The organism is Prescottella sp. R16, from assembly GCF_030656875.1.
Classification (GTDB): Bacteria; Actinomycetota; Actinomycetes; order Mycobacteriales; family Mycobacteriaceae; genus Prescottella.
This window is the reverse complement of the sequence record NZ_CP130943.1, coordinates 1,962,724-1,983,346: the sequence shown is the minus strand read 5'-3', so window position 1 is coordinate 1,983,346 and position 20,623 is coordinate 1,962,724. Positions and strand designations below refer to the sequence as shown.

Genomic DNA, 20,623 nt, shown 5'->3' with positions numbered 1-20,623 from the left:
CGACATCCCCGAAGATGCCGGAGCGATGTCAGAACAACGTGAGCGCGGGCCGGTGGTCGAGCTGCTCGCACCCGAGTTCGTTCCCGTCCGACGATCCGCCGACGTTGCGGTGCCCGGAAGGCCGTACCAGGCCGTACTTCTCGACCATCGGCTCGACCCGGGCCCGCAGCCAGGTCTTGTACTCGGGCGTGACATAGGCTCCACGCCCGTACAACTGCCGGTAGCGACGCACCAGCGCGGGATGCTCGGCGGCGAGCCACTCGAGGAACCAGCCGCGGGTACTGCCCCGCAGATGCATCGGCACGATCGTCACCCCGACCGCGCCGGCGCCGGCGATCGACGACAACAGTCCGTCGAGGTGGGCGGTGGTGTCGGTCAGGTACGGCATCACCGGCGCCACCATGACGGTGCACGGCAGCCCTGCCTCCGTGACGGCGCGGATCAGGTCGAGCCGTGCCCGCGGTGACGGCGTGCCCGGTTCGATCGCCTTCTGCAGTTCCGGGTCGCCGATCGCGAGCGACACCCCGATCCCGACCGGCACCTGCTCGGCGGCCTGCCGCAGCAACGGCAGATCCCGCTGCAGCAGAGTGCCTTTCGTGAGGATCGAGAACGGTGTCCGCGACTCGGCGAGTGCGCCGACGACCGCCGGCATCAACCGGTACCGGCCCTCCGCCCGCTGATAGGGGTCGGTGTTGGTACCGAGCGCGACGGGCTCCCGCTTCCACGACTTGCGGGCCAGCTCCCGCCGCAGCACCGCCGCCACGTTCATCTTGACGACGAGCTGACTGTCGAAATCGCGTCCGGCGTCGAGATCGAGGTACTCGTGTGTGGGCCGCGCGTAGCAGTACCGGCAGGCGTGCGTGCACCCACGAAAGGTGTTGACGGTGTAGCGGAACGGCAGCGCCGACTCCTCCGGAACCCGATTGAGGGCACTCTTGCACAGCACCTCGTGGAACGTGACCCCGTCGAACTCCGGCGTCCGGACACTGCGCATGAGTCCGGCCCGCTCCAAACCCGGGAGCGCACCGTCCTCCACCCCGAGCGTCTGTCCCTGCCACCTCATGCCCACAGTCGAACACGTGTGCGAATCCGTGTCAACAGTTCGATCCGGTGGCCTGCCGTCGGGACCGGTCACCGCCCCCTGACAGAATCTCGCGCATGACTCGACAGAACATCTCGTCCGGCTCCGAGTGGGAGCCGAAGATCGGCTACTCGCGCGCCGTCCGGATCGGCAACCAGATCGCGGTGTCCGGCACCACGTCCCCGGGCGCGACGCTCGAGGAGCAGACCCGCGGCGCGCTCGCGACGATCGCTGCTTCCCTCACCGAGGCGGGAGCGTCGCTCACGGATGTCATCCGCACCCGGATGTACCTGCGGGACATGTCGGCGTGGGAGGAGGCCGCCCGCGCCCACGGCGAGGTCTTCGGCGAGATCCGGCCTGCCACCACGATTCTCGAGGTGAGTGCCCTCATCGACGCCGACCTGCTGATCGAGATCGAGGCCGACGCCGTCGTCACCGACTGAGCCGACGCGCCGCGGATCGTCCCCGATCCCCCGCGCCGGACCTGCCCGGTCAGAACATCAGTACCCCGTGCGTCACGAGCCACACGATGGGGTCGGTCTTGATGCCGCCGGGCAGGTCCACCTCGAAGTGCAGGTGCGGGCCGGTCGAGTTGCCGCGGCTGCCGACGTCGGCGATGCGCTGGCCGGCAGCGACCCGCTGGCCGACCGAGACGAGATTCCGGTCGTTGTGGCCGTACGTGGTGATCGTGCCGTCGTCGTGCCGGATGCGGATCCACAGCCCGAAACCGGATGCGGGGCCGGAGTCGATCACCGTGCCGTTGCCGGCCGCGAGGATCGGCGCACCCATCGGGGCGGCGATGTCGATGCCCATGTGGCCGCCCCCGAAATAGGTGGTGATCGGGCCCGCCGCGGGCCGGACGACGCCACCGAATCCGACGCTGCCGAGGCTTCCGAGACTGCCGAGGCCCGAGCTCGATCCGGCGCCCAGACTCTGCAGGGAATCCAGTGCCCCGCTGACGGTGTTCAGCACGCCCGACACCTGGTCGAGTGCGCCGGCGATCTCTGCCGAGCCGATCGGTGGCAGGGGTGGCAGCGCGGGCGCCGCCGCAGCGGTCGAACTCGTTCCGATCACGAGGCCGGCGGTCGTGCCCGCCGCCACTGTTGCACTCACGATCACACGCCGGACACTCGACCACAGCTTCGCGTTACCCATTCGTGCACCCTTCTCGATGTCGAATCGATCCGGATCGGACGGTAGCAACGTCGGGGCCGTCCGGCGACTCGTTCGCACCGATCGGTCTGCGCGAGTCCCGGAACGGTCCGCTGAGCGGAACTCGTTCAGGCGTCGCCGATTCCGTCGACGATGGACTGCACGACGGCGCCGTAGCGGCGGACGAGGGCGTCGGCGGTGATCTCGTCCGGCGTCATCAATCCGACGGTGCGCAGGCCGCCGGCCAGGCCGAGGAGCACCGAGACGACCATCTGTGTCGGCAGTTTCTCCGCCGTCTCGTCGCCGATCTTCGCGGCGATCCCACGCACGTACCGGGCGCGGGAATCGGCGGCCGCGGCAGCCCGATCGGGCGCCTCGTGGATCAGCAGCGGCATCATCACCCACGGCTCCGACTCGCCGGAGTCCCGACGTTCGACGATGTTGCGCACCAGGCGGTAGCCGACGGATTCGTCCTCGCACACGTGCGGATCGTCCGCCGCGGACGGCAGTGCCGGGGCCGCAGCCGCATACAGCTCGGCCTTGCTCCCGGTCATCTTCATCACCATCGCCGGCGAATACCCGGCGAGTTCGGCGACGTCCTTGATGGTGGTGGCCGTGTAGCCGCGTTCGGCGAACAGCGTGCGGGCCGCGTCGACGATGATGTCGCGGGTGCATCGCCCCCGGCTCACGCCACTGTCTGCGCTCACGCCACTGTCTCCGCTCGTGCCTCGGCGGCCGCCTCGACGACCGTGGCCTCGGACACCGGCCGGGCCGTGCGCGGAATGAACCAGGCGACTGCGGCCGCGAGCAGTGCCATCGCGCACGCGATCGTGAACACCGTACGGAACGCGTCCAGCGTCGGGAAGTGCTGCCCGGCGACCTCGACGGTCATCGCAGTGAGCAACGCGGTCACCACGGCGCTCGAGGTGGAGGTACCGATCGAACGCACCAGCGAGTTGAGCCCGTTGGAGGCGGCGGTCTCGGTGACCGGCACCGACTGCATGATGAGGATCGGCATCGCCGAGTAGGTGATCGCGGTGCCCACGTTGACGGCCATCGCGCCGAGGACGATCGGGACGAGCGCGTCGTTGAAGCTGATCCGCACGACGTACGCGGCCGCGAGCACGAGCGCACCGGTGATGAGGGTGATCCGCGCCCCGAACCGGGTGGTGATCTTCGCGGACACCGGCGAGAACACCACCATCGCCAGGCTCGACGGCACCATGCACAGGCCGGCGACCATCGCGCTGAGCCCGAGGCCGTAGCCGGTGATCTCCGGCACCTGCAGCTGCTGTGTGGTGGCGAGAAGGTTCGCGAACATCGCGAAGCCGACGATCATCGACGCGATGTTGGTGAGCAGCACGGGTCGGCGGACCGATGTCCGCAGGTTGACCATCGGATCGGTGACCCGCAGCTGGTAGGGGATCCAGACTGCGATCACGACCGCGGCGAGGGCGAACGCGCCGAGGGTGCGCCCGCTGCCCCATCCCCACGACCCGCCCTTCGAGATGCCCAGCAGCAGCGCGGTGAGCGCGACGGACAGGATGACGGCACCGGCGATGTCGAACCGGCCCGGGGAGCGCACATCGGATTCGGGGACGACGACCACGAGGGCCGCCAGCAGCAGCAGTCCGGCCCCGGCCGAGGTCCAGAAGATGGCGTGCCAGCCCAGGTGCGCGTAGATGAACCCGGAGAGCGGGAGCCCGGTCGCGCTGCCCAGCCCGAGGGTCGCGCTCATGAGTGCGGTTGCGGCGGGCACCTTCTCGCGGGGCAGCTGGTCGCGCAGGATGCCGATACCGACCGCGATCAGCGACGAGGCGAAGCCCTGCATGCCGCGTCCGATCAGCACCGTGAGGAACGAGCCGCCGATCGCCGCGAGCAGCGAGCCGCTGACCATCACGAGCATCGACACGATCATCATGCGTTTCTTGCCGACCATGTCGGCGAGCCGGGACACGATCGGAGTGGCGACCGCCGCGGTGAGCAGGGTGATCGTGACCAGCCAGAACGCATTGTCGGCACTGACACCGAGGATCGACCCGAGGTCCGGCAGCAGCGGCACCACGAGGGTCTGCTGCAGCGAGACCAGCGTGCCGCACAGGCACAGGACGGTGGTGATCAGAGCACTCGAGCGACGGGGGGCCAACGGATCATCTCCGAACCTGGAACGGGGGCGGCGGTCGCGATCTGCACCACCGGAACGACCATGGTGAATGAACGTTCACCAATGAGTGAACACGCATTCACCTCGTCGGCGCAAATCCGGATCCCACCGCGTGGACGCCTCGCCCGATTCGACGGGTTTCGCTACGCGGTCCGGGCGCCGACGTCCCGTAGCGTCGTTGTCCGTGCACCCGACCTCACCCCCCGTCGAACAGGGCCCGCCGGAACCGGACCGCACGATCGGGACGTCGGCGCTCGTCGCGGCGGCAGTGGCCGCGGTCGCGGTGGTCGTGTGGCACATCTACGCGCTGCCGATCGGCGACCCGTTCTACGGACTGTTCGAGAATTTCGCGGATCTGGCGATCTACCGGGCCGGCGGCGACGCCGTCGTACACCGGACCGGCCTGTACGACGACGCGATCCTGTTCGGGATGCAGTTCACGTACACCCCGTTCGCGGCAATCGTGTTCGCGCCGTTCGCGCTGGTGTCGCAGGCACTCACGAACCTGGTGTGGTGGTCGGCGACGTTCGCGGCCCTGACCGCCCTGATCGCGGTGTCGCTACGCAGCCTCGGCTATCGGCTCGGGCCCCGGGCGTGGTTGCTCAGCACACTGCTCGCGGTCGCGACGACGGCTCTCGAACCGGTCCGCTCCACCATCTGGTTCGGTCAGATCAACGTGTTCCTGGTGCTGCTGGTGGTGTGGGATCTCACTCGCCCGGCCGGGTCCCGGCTGCGCGGCATCGGTACCGGTGTCGCCGCCGGCATCAAGCTCACCCCGCTGTTCTTCCTCGCCTACCTCGCCGTGACCCGGCAGTGGCGTACCGCCGTCACGACAGCAGTGGCGTTCGCCGCGACCGTTGCACTCGGGTTCGCGGTCGTGCCGGCCGACTCGTGGTCGTACTGGACCGACCGGGTGGTGCACGCCGGACGGGTGGGGCCGGTGGATGCGGTGGGCAACCAGTCCGCGAACGGGATGCTGGCCCAACTGCTGCGCTTCTACGACGTCACCCGCTACCAGGATCCGGTGACCGGGGTGTTCGCCCCGCCGACGTGGATGTGGATCCTGGTCGCCGGGGTCCTGGCCGTGCTCGGTCTGGCCGCGGCCGCGGTGGCGCACCGGCGGGGGCACGTGCTGCTGGCCGTCGTCCTCACCGGTATGGGTTCCGCGGTCGCGTCCCCGTTCTCGTGGGGCCACCACTGGGTGTGGTTCGTGCCGCTGCTCGTGATCGCCCTGCACTATGCGGCCTGCTCGGGCCGCCGCGCCGCCTGGCTCGCCCCGATGGTCGTCGCGGTGCCCACCTTCTCGTGGTGGTGGCACTACTACGACGGCGCTCCCCTGCACGGCACCGATCACCCCATCGGGATCGGGCTGTTCACCTTCCCCCGTCACTACCAGCACTGGTCGACGCAACTCCTCGTCCCCGTCTACTCGAGTTGCTACCTGCTCGTCTTCGCCGCCGCCGTGGCCGCCACCTTCCTGATCCTGCGCCGCAGGACCGCGCCACCCGCTAAACCTGCACGAGTTTCGCCAGATCACGGCGGTGACTGAGCGACAGTTTCTCGCACGCCCGATAGATGTGTCCCTCGACGGTGCGGACCGACAGGACGAGCCGGCGGGCGATGTCCTTGTTCGACAGTCCACGCCCCACGAGCACCGCGATCTCCCGTTCCCGGTCGGTGAGCGGGAGCGGTCGTGCCGCCTTCGCGAGTGCCGGGGTGTGGGCGTCGTCGCACCGGGACGCCAGCCAGTGCGCCTTGGCGGCGGCCGCGAGTTCACCGCGCCGGTCCTGGGACCGCGAGTATGCGGTCGCGGCCTGCGCGTACGTGTCGGCGGCGAGCAGCAGCAGATCGCTCCGCTCGAATCCGGCGGCGATCCGGTCGAGGGCCGGCCCGTCGGATCGAGCCAGGGCCCGGCCGCGGGCAGCGGCTGCGGCCGGGAACGGGCCGTCGACGACGGCGACGAGCTCGTCGAGCCGCGGCACCGTCCCGTAGTCCCCGAAGGTCGTGGCCACGTCCAGTGCCAGGACCTCGAACGCGTACTGGCCCGCGGCGGCCGCCCGGTCCGCACCCCGGCGGGCCGCCCGCACCGCCGCCGACGCCTCACCGGCCGCGCCGGCCGCCCACGCCCGGGCGATGTCGACGAGGGGATCGAAGAACGCCAGCTCCGGGCCCGAATGCCGTTCCGCGACAGCGACGGCGGCTGCGGCGTCGTCGGCCCGGCCCTGCGCGGCCCGCACCTGACACAGGCTCACCGCGGCCAGCAGCATCCATTCCGAGCGGGTGTCACGGTCGAGGACGGCCAGCGCCTCGGTCAGGTGCGCAGCCGCCTCCGTCAGCCGCCCCCGCATCTGCTTGACCACCCCGGACGCGACGTCGGCGAGGGCCGCGCTGTTCGGTTGCCCGGCGGCCAGGGTCCGGTAGCGGGCGGCCGCGTCCCCCGCCGCCCCGAGCCGGCCCACGAACGTCAGGGCCAGGACCTCGAAGTAGCCGATGTGGAACCGCAGCAGCCCGTCACCGTGTTCGATGGCCTCCCACGCGGATGCCGCGAGGGCGCCGACCTCGAGTCCGCGCCCGGCGGCGGTGAGGGCCGCGGTCCCGGCGAACACGCCGCTCGCCCGTGCCCACGGGTGCGCGTCCTCCGCCGCCTGCACCTGCCAGGCCAGGCCGATGGCGTCGGTCAGCTTCCGGTCGTACAGGTGCAGCACCGCGTCCAGGGCGACCACCGACACCCGCAGCATCGGGTCGGTGATCCGTCCGCGTTCCCGCTCGAACAGTTCGACGGCCTCCCGGGGACGGCCGGCCTCGAGGTAGAGGCTCGCGACCCGGGTCAGCAACCAGCGGGCCACGTCGTACTCGCACAGCGTGTCCGGGTCGACGGCCGCGAACACCTCCTCCGCGGCATCTCCCCGCCCCTGCCACATCAGGGCCCGTCCCAACGCGAACGACGCGTCGAACCCGGCGCCGCGCCGCACCGCGACCGTCGCGAGCCGCGCACCGAGGTCGAGGCTGCACATCGCGATCGCGTCCTCGGCACCGCGGACCAGCAGCTCCGGGTCGGGTTCGATCCCCGATTCGACGGCCAGTTCCGCGATCCGCATCGACGTCACCACCCCCGGATCGGGTGCCTCCCGCAGCACCTCGACGAGACGCCGTTTGATGCGCTGCGCGGCCAGGGTGCCCGCCCGGTCCCGCACCACCTCACCGAACAGTGGATGCGCGAGCCGGACCACCGGCGCGTCACCGACGTCCCGCACCCGCACCAGGTCGAGTCGTTCGGCGTCCTCGATGGGCCGGCGGCCGACGAGTTCGTCGAGTACCCCCAGCTCGAGCGGTTCGCAGAACGCGAGATATTCGACGACGCCGAGGACCTCCTTCGGGATGCGGGCGAACCGGGCATCGAGCAGCGACGCGAGCGCCGGGGACACCCGAGCTCTCCCCCGCAGTTGCCATACGCCACCGGATCGGCGCAGTGCGCCGCCCTCGAGAGCACTCTCGACCAGATGCCGCAGGAACAGCGGGTTGCCCTCGGATTCCGCCCACAACGCGTCCGCACTGAACCGTTCGACGGGCGCCCCCAGCACCGCCACCAGTTCCCGGTCCATCTCCTCCCGGGCGAAGGGCTGCACCACGAACGGGCTGAGCAGACCGTCCTTCCACAGGGCCTCGACGGCCCCCGGTACGGGCGCGCCGCTGCGGACCGTCACCACCAGGCGGGCGTCGCGGCCCACCGCCAGCTGGTGGACGAGCCCGGCGGAGAAGTCGTCGAGCAGATGGGCGTCGTCCACCCCGACGATCCCGACACCGCCGTCGGGGGCGGCCCCGTCCTCCGCGAGAACGGCCCGCACGGCCCGCAACGCCACCACCGGGTCACGGGACGTGGTACGGGCGAGGTGCGGCGCGAACGCCCCCAACGGAATGTTCTGGGTGGACTCGGTGCCGACGATCCAGCGGGCGTCCCCGGACAGGGACCCGACCAGCTCCCGCGCCATCGTCGTCTTGCCGACTCCGGCGGCCCCGACCAGCACCACTCCGCACGACGTGCCGTCGCGGAGCAGCTCCTCCGCGTCCCGGAACGCGTTCCGGCGATCCAGGACGGGCCAGGGACCGACCATGTCTGAACGATAATCCTCGCCACCGACCACGCGCAGCGATCGGCCGAACCCGCAACCGGGGAGTTACCGGACGGTCAGTCGGCGAGCGCCGCGACCTCCTGGTCGGTGAGCGTGGTCTGCGGCACCCGACCGGCGTCGCGCACCAGCACCACCGCCCGGTACAGCGGCCGCTCCTCGAGCCCGGCCCCACGGGCTTCGGCCCGCAACTGCCCGATCAGCACCGACGCGGCCGCAGCCGCCGGCACCAGTTCACTCGACGAGAGCGCGTCGGCGAGCTTGCGGAGCCCGAGAACCTCGAGTTCCCGGCCGCCGTCGGCGGTGTACAGCGCGAGCGGCACCGCCTGCACGACGCGGCCGTCCCCGACCCGCAGCACCACCTGGCTGACGCGGGCCGTCCGCACCGTGAACTCGACCGTCGCGGCGCCCGCGACGTCGAGGTGCCGGCGCCGGACACCGTTCGACGCGTGCAGCACGGTGCCGTCCAACCAGATCCGGCGGCGGGCCGCGAGCAGCGCAGACACCGCGGTCGGTGCGCCGACGACCACCCCGACCGCGGCGGCCACCGGCAACGACGCGAACAGCGCCACCACCGCGCCGACGACCACCCCGATCAGGACCGACACCAGAGCCACCCGGCGCATCCGCGGCGCCAGCAGGGCCGCCGGGATCAGGTCGAGCGGGAACTGCTCACCGCTGCCGCGCTCAGGCGTCGGCAAGAAGGGCACCCGTCCGCGCGACGACGTCGGCGAGCGGCACCGACACCTGCTCGCCGTCGGCCAGGTTCTTCACGCCGATCGTGCCGGCCTCGAGGTCCTGGTCGCCGAGCACGAGCGCGAACCGGGCACCCGAGCGGTCGGCGGCCTTCATCGACCCCTTGACGCCGCGGTCGCCGTACACCATGTCGACGCGGATCCCGGCGGCCCGCAGCGCGTGCGCGATCTTCACCATCTCGCTCTTCGCGGCGTCGCCGAGCGGCACCCCGAAGATCTCGCAGCGGGCCGGGTTCCCGGCCGACTTGCCCTCCGCGGCGAGCGCCAGGATCGTGCGGTCCACCCCGAGACCGAACCCGATCCCGGACAGCGGCTGACCGCCGAGCTGCGCCATGAGGCCGTCGTAGCGGCCGCCGCCGCCGATACCGGACTGGGCGCCCAGGCCGTCGTGCACGAACTCGAACGTGGTCTTGGTGTAGTAGTCGAGGCCGCGGACCATGCGCGGGTTGATCACGTACGGCACCCCGAGTGCATCCAGGTGCGCGAGGACCCGGTCGAAGTGCGTCTTCGCGCTCTCCGACAGGTGATCGAGCATGAGCGGTGCGTTCGCCGTCATCTCCTTGACGTGCGGGCGCTTGTCGTCGAGGACGCGCAGCGGGTTGATCTCGGCGCGCTTCTTGGTGTCCTCGTCCAGATCGAGCCCGAACAGGAACTCCTGCAACCGTTCCCGATACTGCGGGCGGCACGTGTCGTCACCGAGCGAGGTGATCTCGAGCCGGAACCCGTCGAGACCCAGGCCCCGGAACCCGGCGTCGGCGATCGCGATGACCTCGGCGTCGAGCGCCGGATCGTCGACGCCGATCGCCTCGACACCGACCTGCTGCAGCTGCCGGTAGCGGCCCGCCTGCGGGCGCTCGTACCGGAAGAAGGGGCCCGCATAGCTGAGTTTCACCGGCAGCTGACCGCGGTCGAGGCCGTGCTCGATCACCGCGCGCATCACCCCGGCGGTGCCCTCGGGCCGCAACGTCACCGACCGGTCGCCGCGGTCGGCGAACGTGTACATCTCCTTCGAGACGACGTCGGTGGATTCACCGACACCGCGGGCGAACAGCCCGGTGTCCTCGAAGATGGGCAGTTCGATGTGCCCGTAACCGGCCAGCCGGGCGGCGCGGGTCAGTCCGTCGCGCACGGCGACGAACTCCGCGGACTGCGGCGGAACGTAGTCGGGAATGCCCTTGGGGGCCGAAAAGGTGCTGACGCCTGACTTGCTCACTGTGTCTACTTTTCCTTACCGGGACGCGGACAGTCCAACGAGGAACGGGTTGCCGGCACGTTCGTGACCGATCGTGCTGGTGCCGCCGTGGCCGGGCAGGATCGCGGTGTCGTCGCCGAGGACCAGCAGCTTGGCCGCGATCGACGCCAGCAACTGGTCGTGATCGCCGCCGGGCAGATCGGATCGGCCGATCGACCCCTGGAACAGGGTGTCGCCGGTGAGCGCGATCTGCAGCGGGCCGTCGCCGGTGGTGATCTCGGTGCGCAGCACCACCGACCCCTGCGTGTGGCCGGGCGTGTGGTCGACGACGAAGTCGATGCCGGCGACGGTGACCTCGTCCCCGTCGGCGAGTTCGATCACCTCGGCCGGTTCCCGGAACACGGCGTCCCCGACGATCTGCTTCATCCCCGGCCCCATGCCGCGGCCCGGATCGGACAGCATGTACCGGTCGTCCGGGTGGATGTACGCGGGAATGCCGTACCGCTCGCACACCGGCGCCACCGACCACGTGTGATCGAGGTGCCCGTGGGTGAGCAGGACGGCCCGCGGCGTCAGCCCCTGCTGGTCGAGGAACTGTGCCAACGGCTCCGCCGCATCCTGTCCGGGGTCGACGACGACGCAGTCCGACGCGTCGTCGTGCGCCAGGATGTAACAGTTGGTCTGGAACATTCCGGCCGGGAATCCGGTGACGAGCACGATTGTCAGCTCCTAGAGTGCGGGTCGATCAGGGGACCGTCGGGGACCGAGGACGAATCACCTGACAGCCTAGGCGTTCGCCCTTCCAGTCTCTTCTCAGGTTGGAATGGGAGACTTTGTGCGGCCCACAGACGCCGGTCGACCGAGCGGCGGATCACATACCGAACGACACACACGGGAGGACGACTGCAGTGCCGAGCAATCAGCAGCGCCGGGAGGCGGCGAAACGGAAGCTGGAACGCCAGCTCGAACGACGCGCCGAACGCGCCCGCAAGCGCAAGCAGATGACGATCGCCGGATCGATCGTCGGCGCGGTCGTCGTCGTGGCGGTCGGCGCCGTCGTCGTCACCCTCTCCGGACGTGACGACGAGACGGAGGCCACCGCATCCGAGGACACGTCGACGGTGGACAACTCCGCCGCCGCCCTGCCCACCGCTCGCGCCGAGGCCCTGCCGAACCTCGTGAACTGCAGTTACACCCCTGCCGGGGAGCCGGCCAAGCCGAACACCCCGCCGCGCGCCGAAGGCATCGACACCACCGTCGCCACGGTGAGCGCGTCGATGGAAACCAACCGGGGCAACATCGGCCTCACCCTGAACAACGCCGAATCCCCCTGCACCGTCAACAGTTTCGTCAGCCTCGCCCAGCAGGGCTACTTCGACGGCACCACCTGCCACCGGCTCACCACGAGCGACGCGCTGAAGGTTCTGCAGTGCGGTGACCCGTCCGCCACCGGCGCCGGCGGCCCCGGCTACCAGTTCGCCAACGAGTTCCCCACCGACCAGTACGCGGCCGACGACATCACCGCCCAGATGCCCGCCACCTACCCGCGCGGCACCCTGGCCATGGCCAACGCCGGAGCGAACACCAACGGCAGCCAGTTCTTCCTCGTCTACGGCGACTCGACGCTGCCGCCGCAGTACACCGTCTTCGGCACCATCGACGAGACCGGGCTCGCGACGCTCGACGCGATCGCCGCCACCGGAGCCGAGGGCGGAGCATCCGACGGCAAACCCGCAGAAGCCGTCGACATCACGAGTGTGAGGCTGGACTGATGAACAAGCGCACCACCACGATCGCAGCGGCCGGACTCGGCATCGCCCTGGCCCTCACCGCATGCTCGAACGACAACTCCGACAGCGACTCCGCCTCGCCGACGGCGTCGAGCATGTGGACCACCCCCGAAGCCCCGCAGCTGGACCTGTCCCGCTACGGCACCCTGCCCGCCGTCCCGGCCGGCACCCCCACCGTCGACTGTAGCTACCCGGCAGCCGAACCGGCCGCCAAGCCCGTGCAGGCCCCGAACGCGACCGGTGTCCCCGCCGAGGGCACCGTCACCGTCGACCTCACCACCAACGCCGGCACCATCGGCATCGACCTGGACCGGGCCGCCGCCCCCTGCAGCGTCGCCAGCTTCGTCAGCCTCGCGCAGCAGGGCTTCTTCGACGGCACCCCCTGCCACCGCCTGTCCACCAACCCCGGCCTGCAGATGCTGCAGTGCGGCGACCCGTCCGGCAGCGGCACCGGCGGCCCCGGCTACCGCTTCGCCAACGAATACCCCACCACCGCCTACACCGCCGGCGACCCCGCACTGCAGCAGCCCGTCGTCTACCCGCGCGGCACCGTCGCCATGGCCCACAGCGCCGCCCCCGACAGCAACGGCAGCCAGTTCTTCCTCGTCTACGCCGACTCCGTCCTCCCCCCGGACTACACCGTGTTCGGCACCATGACCGACGACGGCATCGCCACCGTCGAGAAGATCGCCGCAGCCGGCGACGACGGCTCCAGCCCCGCCGGCGGCGGCGCCCCCAACACTGCCGTCACCGTCCAGACCGCGACGGTGGGCTGACCGGACGGACTCCCCCTCTACAGCTGAAGGGACCCTTCGTGCGCCTGGAGCGAACGAAGGGTCCCTTCAGCTGTGAGCCCGAGTCGGCCGGCCCGGAGGTCCCGGTCGGGTGGCCTGGCTAGGCCGCGGAGGTGACGCGGTAGACGTCGTAGACGCCTTCGACGTTGCGGACGACGTTGAGGACGTGGCCGAGATGTTTCGGGTCGCCCATCTCGAAGGTGAACTTGCTGATCGCGACACGGTCACCGGAGGTGGTGACGGATGCGGACAGGATGTTGACCTTCTCGTCGGCGAGGGCCTTGGTGACGTCCGAGAGGAGTCGGTGCCGGTCGAGAGCTTCGATCTGGATGGCGACGAGGAACACCGATGACGGGGACGGCGCCCACTGCACCTCGATGATCCGTTCGGACTGCTCGCGCAGGGAGGTGGCGTTGGTGCAGTCGGTGCGGTGCACGCTGACGGCGCCGCCGCGGGTGACGAAGCCCATGATGTCGTCGCCGGGGACGGGGGTGCAGCATTTGGCGAGTTTGGCGACGGTACCGGGGGCCCCGGGGACCAGGACACCGACGTCGCCGCTGCGGGGCCGGCTGACCGGGATGGTCGACGGGGTGGATCGTTCGGCGAGTTCTTCTTCGACGGCGCCGACTCCACCGAGGTGCGCGACGAGACGCTGCACGACGTGCTGTGCGGACACGTTGTGTTCGCCGACGGCGGTGTAGAGCGCGGAGACGTCGGCGTACCGCAGTTCGTGAGCGAGGGCCGTCATGGATTCGGCGTTCATCAAGCGCTGCAACGGAAGTCCGCCGCGGCGTACTTCTTTCGCGATGGCGTCCTTGCCGTTCTCGAGGGCTTCCTCGCGGCGTTCCTTCGCGAACCACTGCCGGATCTTCGCCTTGGCGCGCGGGGAGACGACGAACGACTGCCAGTCCCGGCTGGGTCCGGCGGTGGCGGCCTTGGAGGTGAAGACCTCGACGACCTCACCGTTCTCGAGTCGACGTTCGAGGGCGACGAGGCGGCCGTTGACACGGGCGCCGATACAGCGGTGCCCGACCTCGGTGTGGACGGCGTACGCGAAGTCGACGGGGGTGGATCCGGAGGGCAGCGTGATCACGTCCCCCTTCGGGGTGAACACGAAGATCTCCTTGACCGCCAGGTCGTAGCGCAGCGATTCGAGGAATTCGCCCGGGTCGGCGGCCTCCCGCTGCCAGTCGAGGAGTTGACGCATCCACGCCATGTCGTCGACCTCGGCGGAGTCGCTGGAATGCCGCCCCTTGGTTTCCTTGTACCGCCAGTGCGCGGCGATGCCGAACTCGGCGGTGCGGTGCATGTCGCGGGTGCGGATCTGCACCTCGAGCGGTTTGCCCTCGGGGCCGATGACGGTGGTGTGCAGCGACTGGTACACCCCGTACCGGGGCTGGGCGATGTAGTCCTTGAACCGTCCGGCCATCGGCTGCCACAGCGAGTGCACGACGCCGACCGCGGCGTAGCAGTCGCGGATCTCGTCGCACAGGATCCGCACGCCGACGAGGTCGTGGATGTCGTCGAAGTCGCGGCCCTTGACGATCATCTTCTGGTAGATCGACCAGTAGTGCTTGGGCCGGCCCTCGACGGTCGCACTGATCCGTGATGCGGACAGGGTCGCGTTGATCTCGGCGCGCACCTTCGCCAGGTAGGTGTCGCGGGACGGCGCCCGGTCGGCGACGAGGCGCACGATCTCCTCGTACTTCTTGGGGTGCAGGATCGCGAACGCGAGGTCCTCGAGTTCCCATTTGACCGTGGCCATGCCGAGCCGGTGGGCCAGCGGCGCAATCACTTCCAGGGTTTCCCGGGCCTTGCGGGCCTGCTTCTCCGGCGGCAGGAAGCGCATCGTGCGCATGTTGTGCAGTCGGTCGGCGACCTTGATCACCAGGACGCGGGGGTCGCGCGCCATCGCGATGATCATCTTGCGGATCGTCTCGCCCTCGGCGGCCGAGCCGAGCACCACCTTGTCGAGTTTGGTGACGCCGTCGACGAGGTGGGCGACCTCCTCGCCGAATTCGGCGGTCAGTTCCTCGAGCGAGTAGCCGGTGTCCTCGACGGTGTCGTGCAGCAGTGCCGCGACCAGGGTCGTGGTGTCCATGCCGAGTTCGGCGAGGATGTTCGCGACGGCCAGCGGATGCGTGATGTACGGGTCACCGGACTTGCGGAACTGGGTGGCGTGCCGCTGCTCGGCGACGTCGTAGGCGCGTTGCAGCACCGTGACGTCCGCCTTGGGGTACACGTCGCGGTGCAGGGCGACGAGCGGCTCGAGGACGGGACGTATCGGGGTGTTGCGGGCGCCGGTGATCCGGCGGGCCAACCGTGCCCGGACGCGCCGGGACGCCGATGTGGGCACCGGGGCAGGTTTGTCGCCCGACGGTGTGCCTCCCGAACCTGTGTTCTGGGACCGATCAAGATGCTGGGTCACGCCGTCACCTCCTGCCACCGCGCTGCGGGCGGTCCCTCGGGCCGGGTGGTGTTGCTACACCACCAGCCACAACTGTAGTCCCCTGTACGTTTCAGACCCGGACGAGCGACGTCAGCGGATACCGGTCGAACCGGTCCCGGCCGCCGAGTTCGTCGAGCTCGAGAACGACCCCGACGCCCACGACGTCCGCGCCGGCCCGTGTCAGCAGTTCCGCGGCGGCGAGCAGGGTGCCGCCGGTGGCGAGCACGTCGTCGATGACGAACACCCGCCGGCCGTCCAGGTCCGGGGCGTCGCACGGGATCTCGAGGGTGGCGGCACCGTATTCGAGCGCGTAGCTCTGTGCGTGGACCGGCGGTGGCAGCTTGCCGGCCTTGCGGACCGCCAGCACACCGCATCCCAGTTCCAGCGCGACACCCCCGCCGAGGAGGAATCCGCGGGCGTCGACGCCCGCAACGAGGTCCGCGCCGTCGCCCGCGGCCGCGAGGCCCTCGATCACCGCCCGGTAGCCCGGCCCGTCCGCGAACACCGGTGTCAGATCGGCGAACCGGACGCCGGGTGTCGGGAAATCGTCGCACCAGCGGGTCAGGCGGGCGACGGCGCCGCCGGCCCGGTCGAGGGCGGTGGCGCGGGTATCGCTGTCGGACGTCATCTGAGCAGTATCCACCGGTCCATGTTCCAGCCCGCACCGGACCTCGTCGGGTTCGGGACGACGCCGTGCATGCCCGACGTGTGGGCGGTGGTCCGCGGCTGGTCGAACAGTGGGATCGTGGGCATCTCGTCCCACAGGATCGCCTCCGCCTCCCCGGACAGCGCCATCCGGGACGCGAGGGACCCGTCGACCGCCAGTTTGTCGACGACCTCGTCGTAGCGGTTGTTCGAGAACCCGCCCGCATTGTTTCCGTTGCCGGTGTGCAGCGCGAACGCCGCCTCGCTCGGCACACTCGACCCGGCCGTCCCGGCCGCGGAGCCGGTACCGGCGAGGACCGCGTCCACCTCGCCCGCGCCGAGCGCGATCGGCCGGAAGCCCGGCGATCCGGCGTCGACGACGGTGATGCCCGCGCCCGCACACGACTCGGCGACGATGCGCACGGTCTGTGCCCGGCGCTCGTCGGGGCCGAGATAGCCGACCCGGACCGTCATCTCGGACTGGCCGGACGCCTCCCGCGCCGCTTTCGCGCCGGAGATGTCGGGATCTGTGTAGATACCGCCCTCGGCGTCGACGGCGGACCGGTAGAACAGCGAGTCCGCGGCCGTGATCCGGGAATCGACGACACCGGACCCGAGTCCCTGTTCCGCCTCGAAACCCGGATGGCCGAGCGTGTCGAACAACTGTGTGCGCGGCAGGCACAGTGCGAACGCGCGGCGGGCCTCGGCGTCCGCGAACACGCCGTTCTTTCCGAGCACGAACTGCTCGACGCTCCGCGACGGCTCGCCGGTCACGTCGAATCCGCCGAGATCGAGGTCGCCGAGCGAACCGGCACCGACGTCGACCACCTCGATGTCACCGTCGGACACCCCGGCCTGTACGTCGGAGCCCTTGGGCCACACCACGATCCGTGACGTGGCCGGCTTGTTGCCCCACCAGCGTTCGTTCTCGACGAGCACGAGACCGTCCTCGACGGTGTACGAGTCGATCCGGTAGGGGCCCGACGACGGCAGCTTCGCCGGGTCCAACTCCCCCGGCACCAGCTGCCATCCGTTGTTCCAGAAGTCCGCGATCCGGCCGACCGCGTCGGTGTCGTTCGACCGGATCGCACCCACCAGGTCCGGAACGCCCGCGGCCTGCGCCGCAACGTGGGCGGGCATCAACTCGGTCGCCCCGAACAACGATCGCCAGTCCAGGTAGGGCCGGCCGGGGGCGAACACGACCGTCACCTCCTTCGAACCGGGGGCGCAGTCCACCCGGTCGATGTCCGCGTACCCGGCGTGGCTCGCGGCGTCGAACATCGGCACCGGCCCGTTCGGGCCGGGCCGGGTGAACCGTCCGCTGCCGGCCGCCCACGCGAGCACGAAGTCGTCACACGAGATCGGGACCCCGTCGGAGTACACCGCCGCCGGGGACACCCGGTACTGCACGGCCAGCCCGTCACCGGGCAGCACGCCGGCGGTGGCGAAGTCGGTGTCCGCGACCGGGGCACCGGACGGGCCGATGTAGTTGGTGCCGGTGAGGACCCGGCCGAGAGCGGCCGCCGTACCGGTGGCCGCCCCCTCCACCGTGTTGGCGTTGTAGGTGGTCACGACGTTGTCGATCGCGTACCCCAACGACGGCACCTGGTCGGCGGGTTCGCTGCAGGCGGCGACGCCCGCCCCGACCGCCGTCGCGGCGGTCAGGGCGCCGAACGCCCGCAGGACGCGGCGGCGGGGACGGTGTGGGCTGGTCATCGTCTCAGTGCCTCTTCTTGTTGCGCTTTCCTGTCGGTGTCGCCCCCGGTCGCGGGGTGACGGGGGCCGCTGCCCGGACCGCCGCCGCGGCCGCGGCCGACGCCGCCGTACCCGTCCGCTCACCGGCCGCGGCCCGCTTGGCGAGCACCTTCTCGGTGTGTGCGGCCACCGGCCCCCAGCGTTCCTTGATGGACACCAGCAGTGGTGTCGCGGTGAAGATCGACGAGTAGGCGCCGACGATGATGCCGACGAGCTGCACCAGGGCCAGGTCCTTGAGGGTGCCGATGCCCAGGAGCCACACCGCGACCACCATCAGCGCGATCACCGGCAGGACCGAGATGACGGTGGTGTTGATCGACCGCATCAGAGTCTGGTTGACGGCCAGATTCGCCTGCTCGGCGTACGTGCGCCGGTTCAGGTGCAGGATGCCGCGGGTGTTCTCCTCGACCTTGTCGAACACGACGACCGTGTCGTACAGCGAGAAACCGAGAATGGTGAGCAGGCCGATCACGGTGGCCGGGGTGACCTCGAAACCGACCATCGAGTAGATGCCGGCGGTGACGATCATGTCGAAGAACAGCGAGACGATCGCCGCGATCGCCATGTCCCTCTCGAAGCGGATCGCGATGTAGATGCTGACGATCACGAGGAACACGACGAGCGCGAGGAGCGCCTTCTGCGTGATCTGGCCGCCCCACGTCTCGCTGACGTCGGCGACACTGATCGCGTTCTTCGACACCTCACCGTTCTTGTCGGCGGGATGGAAGGCGTCGAACAGCGCGTTCTGCAGCGTGTTCACCTGGCCCGCGTCGAGGGCCTCGGAGCGGATCTCCACCGACGCGCTCGCGCCGGAGCCGACGGTCTGCACCGACACCGGGTCGGTGCCGAGCGCGTCGGAGTACACGGTCTCGACCTGCGAGGTGCTCGCCCCGTCCGAGGCGGGGAACTGGATACGGGTACCGCCCTCGAACTCGATGCCGAGGGTGAAGCCGCGCACCACGATGCTCAGCAGCGACAGGCCGACGATGACGCCGGTCAGCCAGTAGTAGAACTTGCGACGCCCGACGACCTCGAATCCGCCGGTGCCGGTGTACAGCCGCTGCAGCCAACTGTGGTGCGGCAGCACCGTCGCGGAGGTGTTCGACTCGGTCATGCTCATGCCTCCGTCTCGGACGAGGTGGTGGCCGACGCCACGACCTGCTTGCGTTCCCGCGCCACCTGCTGGACGGCGCCGAGACCGTTGATGCCCGGCTTCGACCAGAACTTGGACTTCGACGCCATGTAGACCAGCGGCCACGTCACCAGGAACACCACGACCACGTCGAGGATCGTGGTGAGGCCGAGGGTGAACGCGAAGCCGCGGACCTGGCCGATCGCCAGCACGTACAGCACCGCGGCGGCGATGAAGCTGACCGCGTTACCGGACAGGATGGTGCGGCGGGCCCGCGCCCAGCCGCGCGGGACGGCGGAACGGAAGCTGCGACCCTCCCGCATCTCGTCCTTGATGCGTTCGAAGAACACGACGAACGAGTCGGCGGTCATACCGATACCGATGATGAGGCCGGCGATGCCCGCGAGGTCGAGGGTGAAGCCGATGTAACGGCCGAGCAGGACCATCACCGCGTACACCATGACACCGGACAGGATCAGCGACAGCGCGGTCAGCAGGCCGAGCATGCGGTAGTAGACCAGGCAGTACAGGAGCACCAGCACCAGGCCGACGGCGCCGGCGATCAGGCCGGCCTCGAGCGACGCCAGGCCCAGGGTCGCGGACACGGTCTCGGCCTCGGACGCCGAGAACGACAGCGGCAGCGACCCGTACTTGAGGGTGTTCGCCAGTTCCTGCGCCTGCGTCTGGTTGAACTGGCCGGTGATCGACGTCGAACTGCCGACCGGGGTGGCGCCCTGCACGACGGGCGCGCTGACGACCTTCGAGTCGAGCGTGAACGCGGCCTGCTTGCCGATGTTGCTCGACGTGAACTGTGCCCACGTCTCGCTACCACCGGACTTGAAGCTCAGGCTCACCTCGTAGCGGGACTGCTGCGAGTTGAATCCGGACGTGGCGTCCGAGATCTCCTGACCGTCGATGATGCTCGGGGCGAGCAGGTAGACGGTGGTGCCGTCGGTCGAGCACGCGACCAGCGGCAGCGCCGGATCGTCGTTGCCCTGCAACGGGTCCGGGATCGAGCAGTCGAGCGCGGCCATCGCCTGCTGCTGCACGGTCGGGTCCTGGCTCTGCCGGGTCTCCTGCGCCTTGGTGATCTCGGCGGCCGCGGCCTCCGGCGAACCGGGTTCGGGTGTCCCCTCGGCAGGCGTCCCCGTCTCGGGTGCGGGCACGCTGCCCGGTGCGGGCGCCTGCTGCGAGCCGAGGACCGGGCGGATGTACAGCCGGGCCGTCTGCCCCAGCGACTTGGCCTGCGAACTGTCGTCACCGGGCACGGTGATCACGAGGTTGTCGCCGTCGACGACGACCTCGGAACCGGACACACCGAGACCGTTGACGCGGGTCTCGATGATCCGCTGGGCCTGCCGCAGGCTGTCCTGGCTGGGGGTGCTGCCGTCCGGGGTGCGGGCGGTGAGGGTGACGCGTGTCCCGCCTTGCAGGTCGATACCCAGTTCCGGGGTCGGGGACTTGTCTCCGGTGAAGAAGACCAGGGCATACAGTGCCGCGACGATCACCGCGAAAACGGTGAGCGTGCGCACTGGGTGCACCGATCCTGTCGAAGGTGCCACGGTCTGTCAGTCTCCTCGATGCGTT

At 70.1% G+C, this 20,623-nt stretch carries 17 protein-coding genes; 4 read left to right on the top strand and 13 right to left on the bottom strand.

Annotated elements, in window-relative coordinates; genetic code table 11:
* Window positions 1-28: 28 nt before the first annotated feature.
* Window positions 29-1,063: an Rv2578c family radical SAM protein gene (locus Q5696_RS09395; protein WP_305094891.1), complete on the bottom strand. Its 1,035-nt coding sequence runs from the start codon at window positions 1,061-1,063 to the stop codon at window positions 29-31.
* Between the two features lie 95 nt (window positions 1,064-1,158).
* Here Q5696_RS09395 and Q5696_RS09390 point away from each other — a divergent pair, with 95 nt between their 5' ends.
* Entirely contained in the window at window positions 1,159-1,524 is a 366-nt protein-coding gene (locus Q5696_RS09390; protein ID WP_305094890.1) for a RidA family protein, read from the top strand.
* Between the two features lie 49 nt (window positions 1,525-1,573).
* Here Q5696_RS09390 and Q5696_RS21445 read toward each other — a convergent pair whose 3' ends face one another.
* The 3 genes from Q5696_RS21445 to Q5696_RS09375 all read right to left on the bottom strand — a co-directional run bounded on the left by Q5696_RS21445 (window position 1,574) and on the right by Q5696_RS09375 (window position 4,379).
* Window positions 1,574-2,236, bottom strand: a complete 663-nt coding sequence (locus tag Q5696_RS21445; RefSeq protein ID WP_370654890.1) for a M23 family metallopeptidase — start codon at window positions 2,234-2,236, stop codon at window positions 1,574-1,576.
* A gap of 125 nt (window positions 2,237-2,361) precedes the next feature.
* On the bottom strand, window positions 2,362-2,940 hold the full coding sequence (locus Q5696_RS09380; protein WP_305094889.1) for a TetR/AcrR family transcriptional regulator: 579 nt from the start codon (window positions 2,938-2,940) through the stop codon (window positions 2,362-2,364).
* Window positions 2,937-4,379 (bottom strand): MFS transporter, encoded by a 1,443-nt coding sequence (locus Q5696_RS09375; RefSeq protein WP_305094888.1) that lies wholly within the window; start codon window positions 4,377-4,379, stop codon window positions 2,937-2,939. The genes Q5696_RS09380 and Q5696_RS09375 overlap by 4 nt, the downstream gene beginning before the upstream one ends.
* A gap of 202 nt (window positions 4,380-4,581) precedes the next feature.
* Here Q5696_RS09375 and Q5696_RS09370 point away from each other — a divergent pair, with 202 nt between their 5' ends.
* The gene (locus Q5696_RS09370) at window positions 4,582-5,946 is read left to right on the top strand and encodes a glycosyltransferase 87 family protein (RefSeq protein WP_305094887.1); all 1,365 of its coding nucleotides are present in this window, start codon (window positions 4,582-4,584) and stop codon (window positions 5,944-5,946) included.
* On the opposite strand, the gene Q5696_RS09365 is transcribed toward Q5696_RS09370, so the two are convergent.
* The 4 genes from Q5696_RS09365 to Q5696_RS09350 form a co-directional block, all read right to left on the bottom strand.
* Window positions 5,906-8,509, bottom strand: coding sequence for a helix-turn-helix transcriptional regulator (locus tag Q5696_RS09365; protein WP_305094886.1), 2,604 nt, complete (start codon window positions 8,507-8,509; stop codon window positions 5,906-5,908). The two genes, Q5696_RS09370 and Q5696_RS09365, sit on opposite strands and share 41 nt — an antisense overlap.
* Before the next feature lie 74 nt (window positions 8,510-8,583).
* Window positions 8,584-9,225 carry a hypothetical protein gene (locus Q5696_RS09360; protein ID WP_370654889.1) on the bottom strand — a complete coding sequence of 214 codons (642 nt, stop codon included), beginning with the start codon at window positions 9,223-9,225 and terminating at the stop codon, window positions 8,584-8,586.
* Complete coding sequence (hisS, locus tag Q5696_RS09355; protein ID WP_305094885.1) at window positions 9,212-10,492, bottom strand: histidine--tRNA ligase; 1,281 nt, start codon at window positions 10,490-10,492, stop codon at window positions 9,212-9,214. Before hisS ends, Q5696_RS09360 begins: the two co-directional genes overlap by 14 nt.
* Before the next feature lie 15 nt (window positions 10,493-10,507).
* Window positions 10,508-11,188 carry an MBL fold metallo-hydrolase gene (locus Q5696_RS09350; RefSeq protein WP_305094884.1) on the bottom strand — a complete coding sequence of 227 codons (681 nt, stop codon included), beginning with the start codon at window positions 11,186-11,188 and terminating at the stop codon, window positions 10,508-10,510.
* Window positions 11,189-11,379: 191 nt separating this feature from the next.
* Here Q5696_RS09350 and Q5696_RS09345 point away from each other — a divergent pair, with 191 nt between their 5' ends.
* Both Q5696_RS09345 and Q5696_RS09340 read left to right on the top strand, forming a co-directional pair.
* Entirely contained in the window at window positions 11,380-12,243 is an 864-nt protein-coding gene (locus Q5696_RS09345; protein WP_305094883.1) for a peptidylprolyl isomerase, read from the top strand.
* Window positions 12,243-13,037 (top strand): peptidylprolyl isomerase, encoded by a 795-nt coding sequence (locus Q5696_RS09340; protein ID WP_305094882.1) that lies wholly within the window; start codon window positions 12,243-12,245, stop codon window positions 13,035-13,037. The genes Q5696_RS09345 and Q5696_RS09340 overlap by 1 nt, the downstream gene beginning before the upstream one ends.
* A gap of 118 nt (window positions 13,038-13,155) precedes the next feature.
* On the opposite strand, the gene Q5696_RS09335 is transcribed toward Q5696_RS09340, so the two are convergent.
* The 5 genes from Q5696_RS09335 to secD all read right to left on the bottom strand — a co-directional run bounded on the left by Q5696_RS09335 (window position 13,156) and on the right by secD (window position 20,598).
* Window positions 13,156-15,483: a RelA/SpoT family protein gene (locus tag Q5696_RS09335; RefSeq protein WP_305094881.1), complete on the bottom strand. Its 2,328-nt coding sequence runs from the start codon at window positions 15,481-15,483 to the stop codon at window positions 13,156-13,158.
* A 91-nt stretch (window positions 15,484-15,574) separates the two neighbouring features.
* Window positions 15,575-16,132 (bottom strand): adenine phosphoribosyltransferase, encoded by a 558-nt coding sequence (locus tag Q5696_RS09330; RefSeq protein ID WP_305094880.1) that lies wholly within the window; start codon window positions 16,130-16,132, stop codon window positions 15,575-15,577.
* Complete coding sequence (locus Q5696_RS09325) at window positions 16,129-17,865, bottom strand: ABC transporter substrate-binding protein (RefSeq protein WP_305094879.1); 1,737 nt, start codon at window positions 17,863-17,865, stop codon at window positions 16,129-16,131. Before Q5696_RS09325 ends, Q5696_RS09330 begins: the two co-directional genes overlap by 4 nt.
* Before the next feature lie 4 nt (window positions 17,866-17,869).
* Window positions 17,870-19,024 carry a protein translocase subunit SecF gene (secF, locus tag Q5696_RS09320; protein WP_305094878.1) on the bottom strand — a complete coding sequence of 385 codons (1,155 nt, stop codon included), beginning with the start codon at window positions 19,022-19,024 and terminating at the stop codon, window positions 17,870-17,872.
* On the bottom strand, window positions 19,021-20,598 hold the full coding sequence (gene secD, locus Q5696_RS09315) for a protein translocase subunit SecD (RefSeq protein WP_305094877.1): 1,578 nt from the start codon (window positions 20,596-20,598) through the stop codon (window positions 19,021-19,023). Before secD ends, secF begins: the two co-directional genes overlap by 4 nt.
* Between the last annotated feature and the right edge of the window lie 25 nt (window positions 20,599-20,623).

Bases quoted from the DNA above. Each gene is read 5' to 3' on its own strand.
- secF (WP_305094878.1), bottom strand. From the start codon at position 19,024: ATGAGCATGACCGAGTCGAACACCTCCGCGACGGTGCTGCCGCACCAC.
- Q5696_RS09365 (WP_305094886.1), bottom strand. From the start codon at position 8,509: ATGGTCGGTCCCTGGCCCGTCCTGGATCGCCGGAACGCGTTCCGGGAC.
- Q5696_RS09340 (WP_305094882.1), top strand. From the start codon at position 12,243: ATGAACAAGCGCACCACCACGATCGCAGCGGCCGGACTCGGCATCGCC.
- Q5696_RS09325 (WP_305094879.1), bottom strand. From the start codon at position 17,865: ATGACCAGCCCACACCGTCCCCGCCGCCGCGTCCTGCGGGCGTTCGGC.
- Q5696_RS09390 (WP_305094890.1), top strand. From the start codon at position 1,159: ATGACTCGACAGAACATCTCGTCCGGCTCCGAGTGGGAGCCGAAGATC.
- Q5696_RS09395 (WP_305094891.1), bottom strand. From the start codon at position 1,063: ATGAGGTGGCAGGGACAGACGCTCGGGGTGGAGGACGGTGCGCTCCCG.
- Q5696_RS21445 (WP_370654890.1), bottom strand. From the start codon at position 2,236: ATGGGTAACGCGAAGCTGTGGTCGAGTGTCCGGCGTGTGATCGTGAGT.
- Q5696_RS09330 (WP_305094880.1), bottom strand. From the start codon at position 16,132: ATGACGTCCGACAGCGATACCCGCGCCACCGCCCTCGACCGGGCCGGC.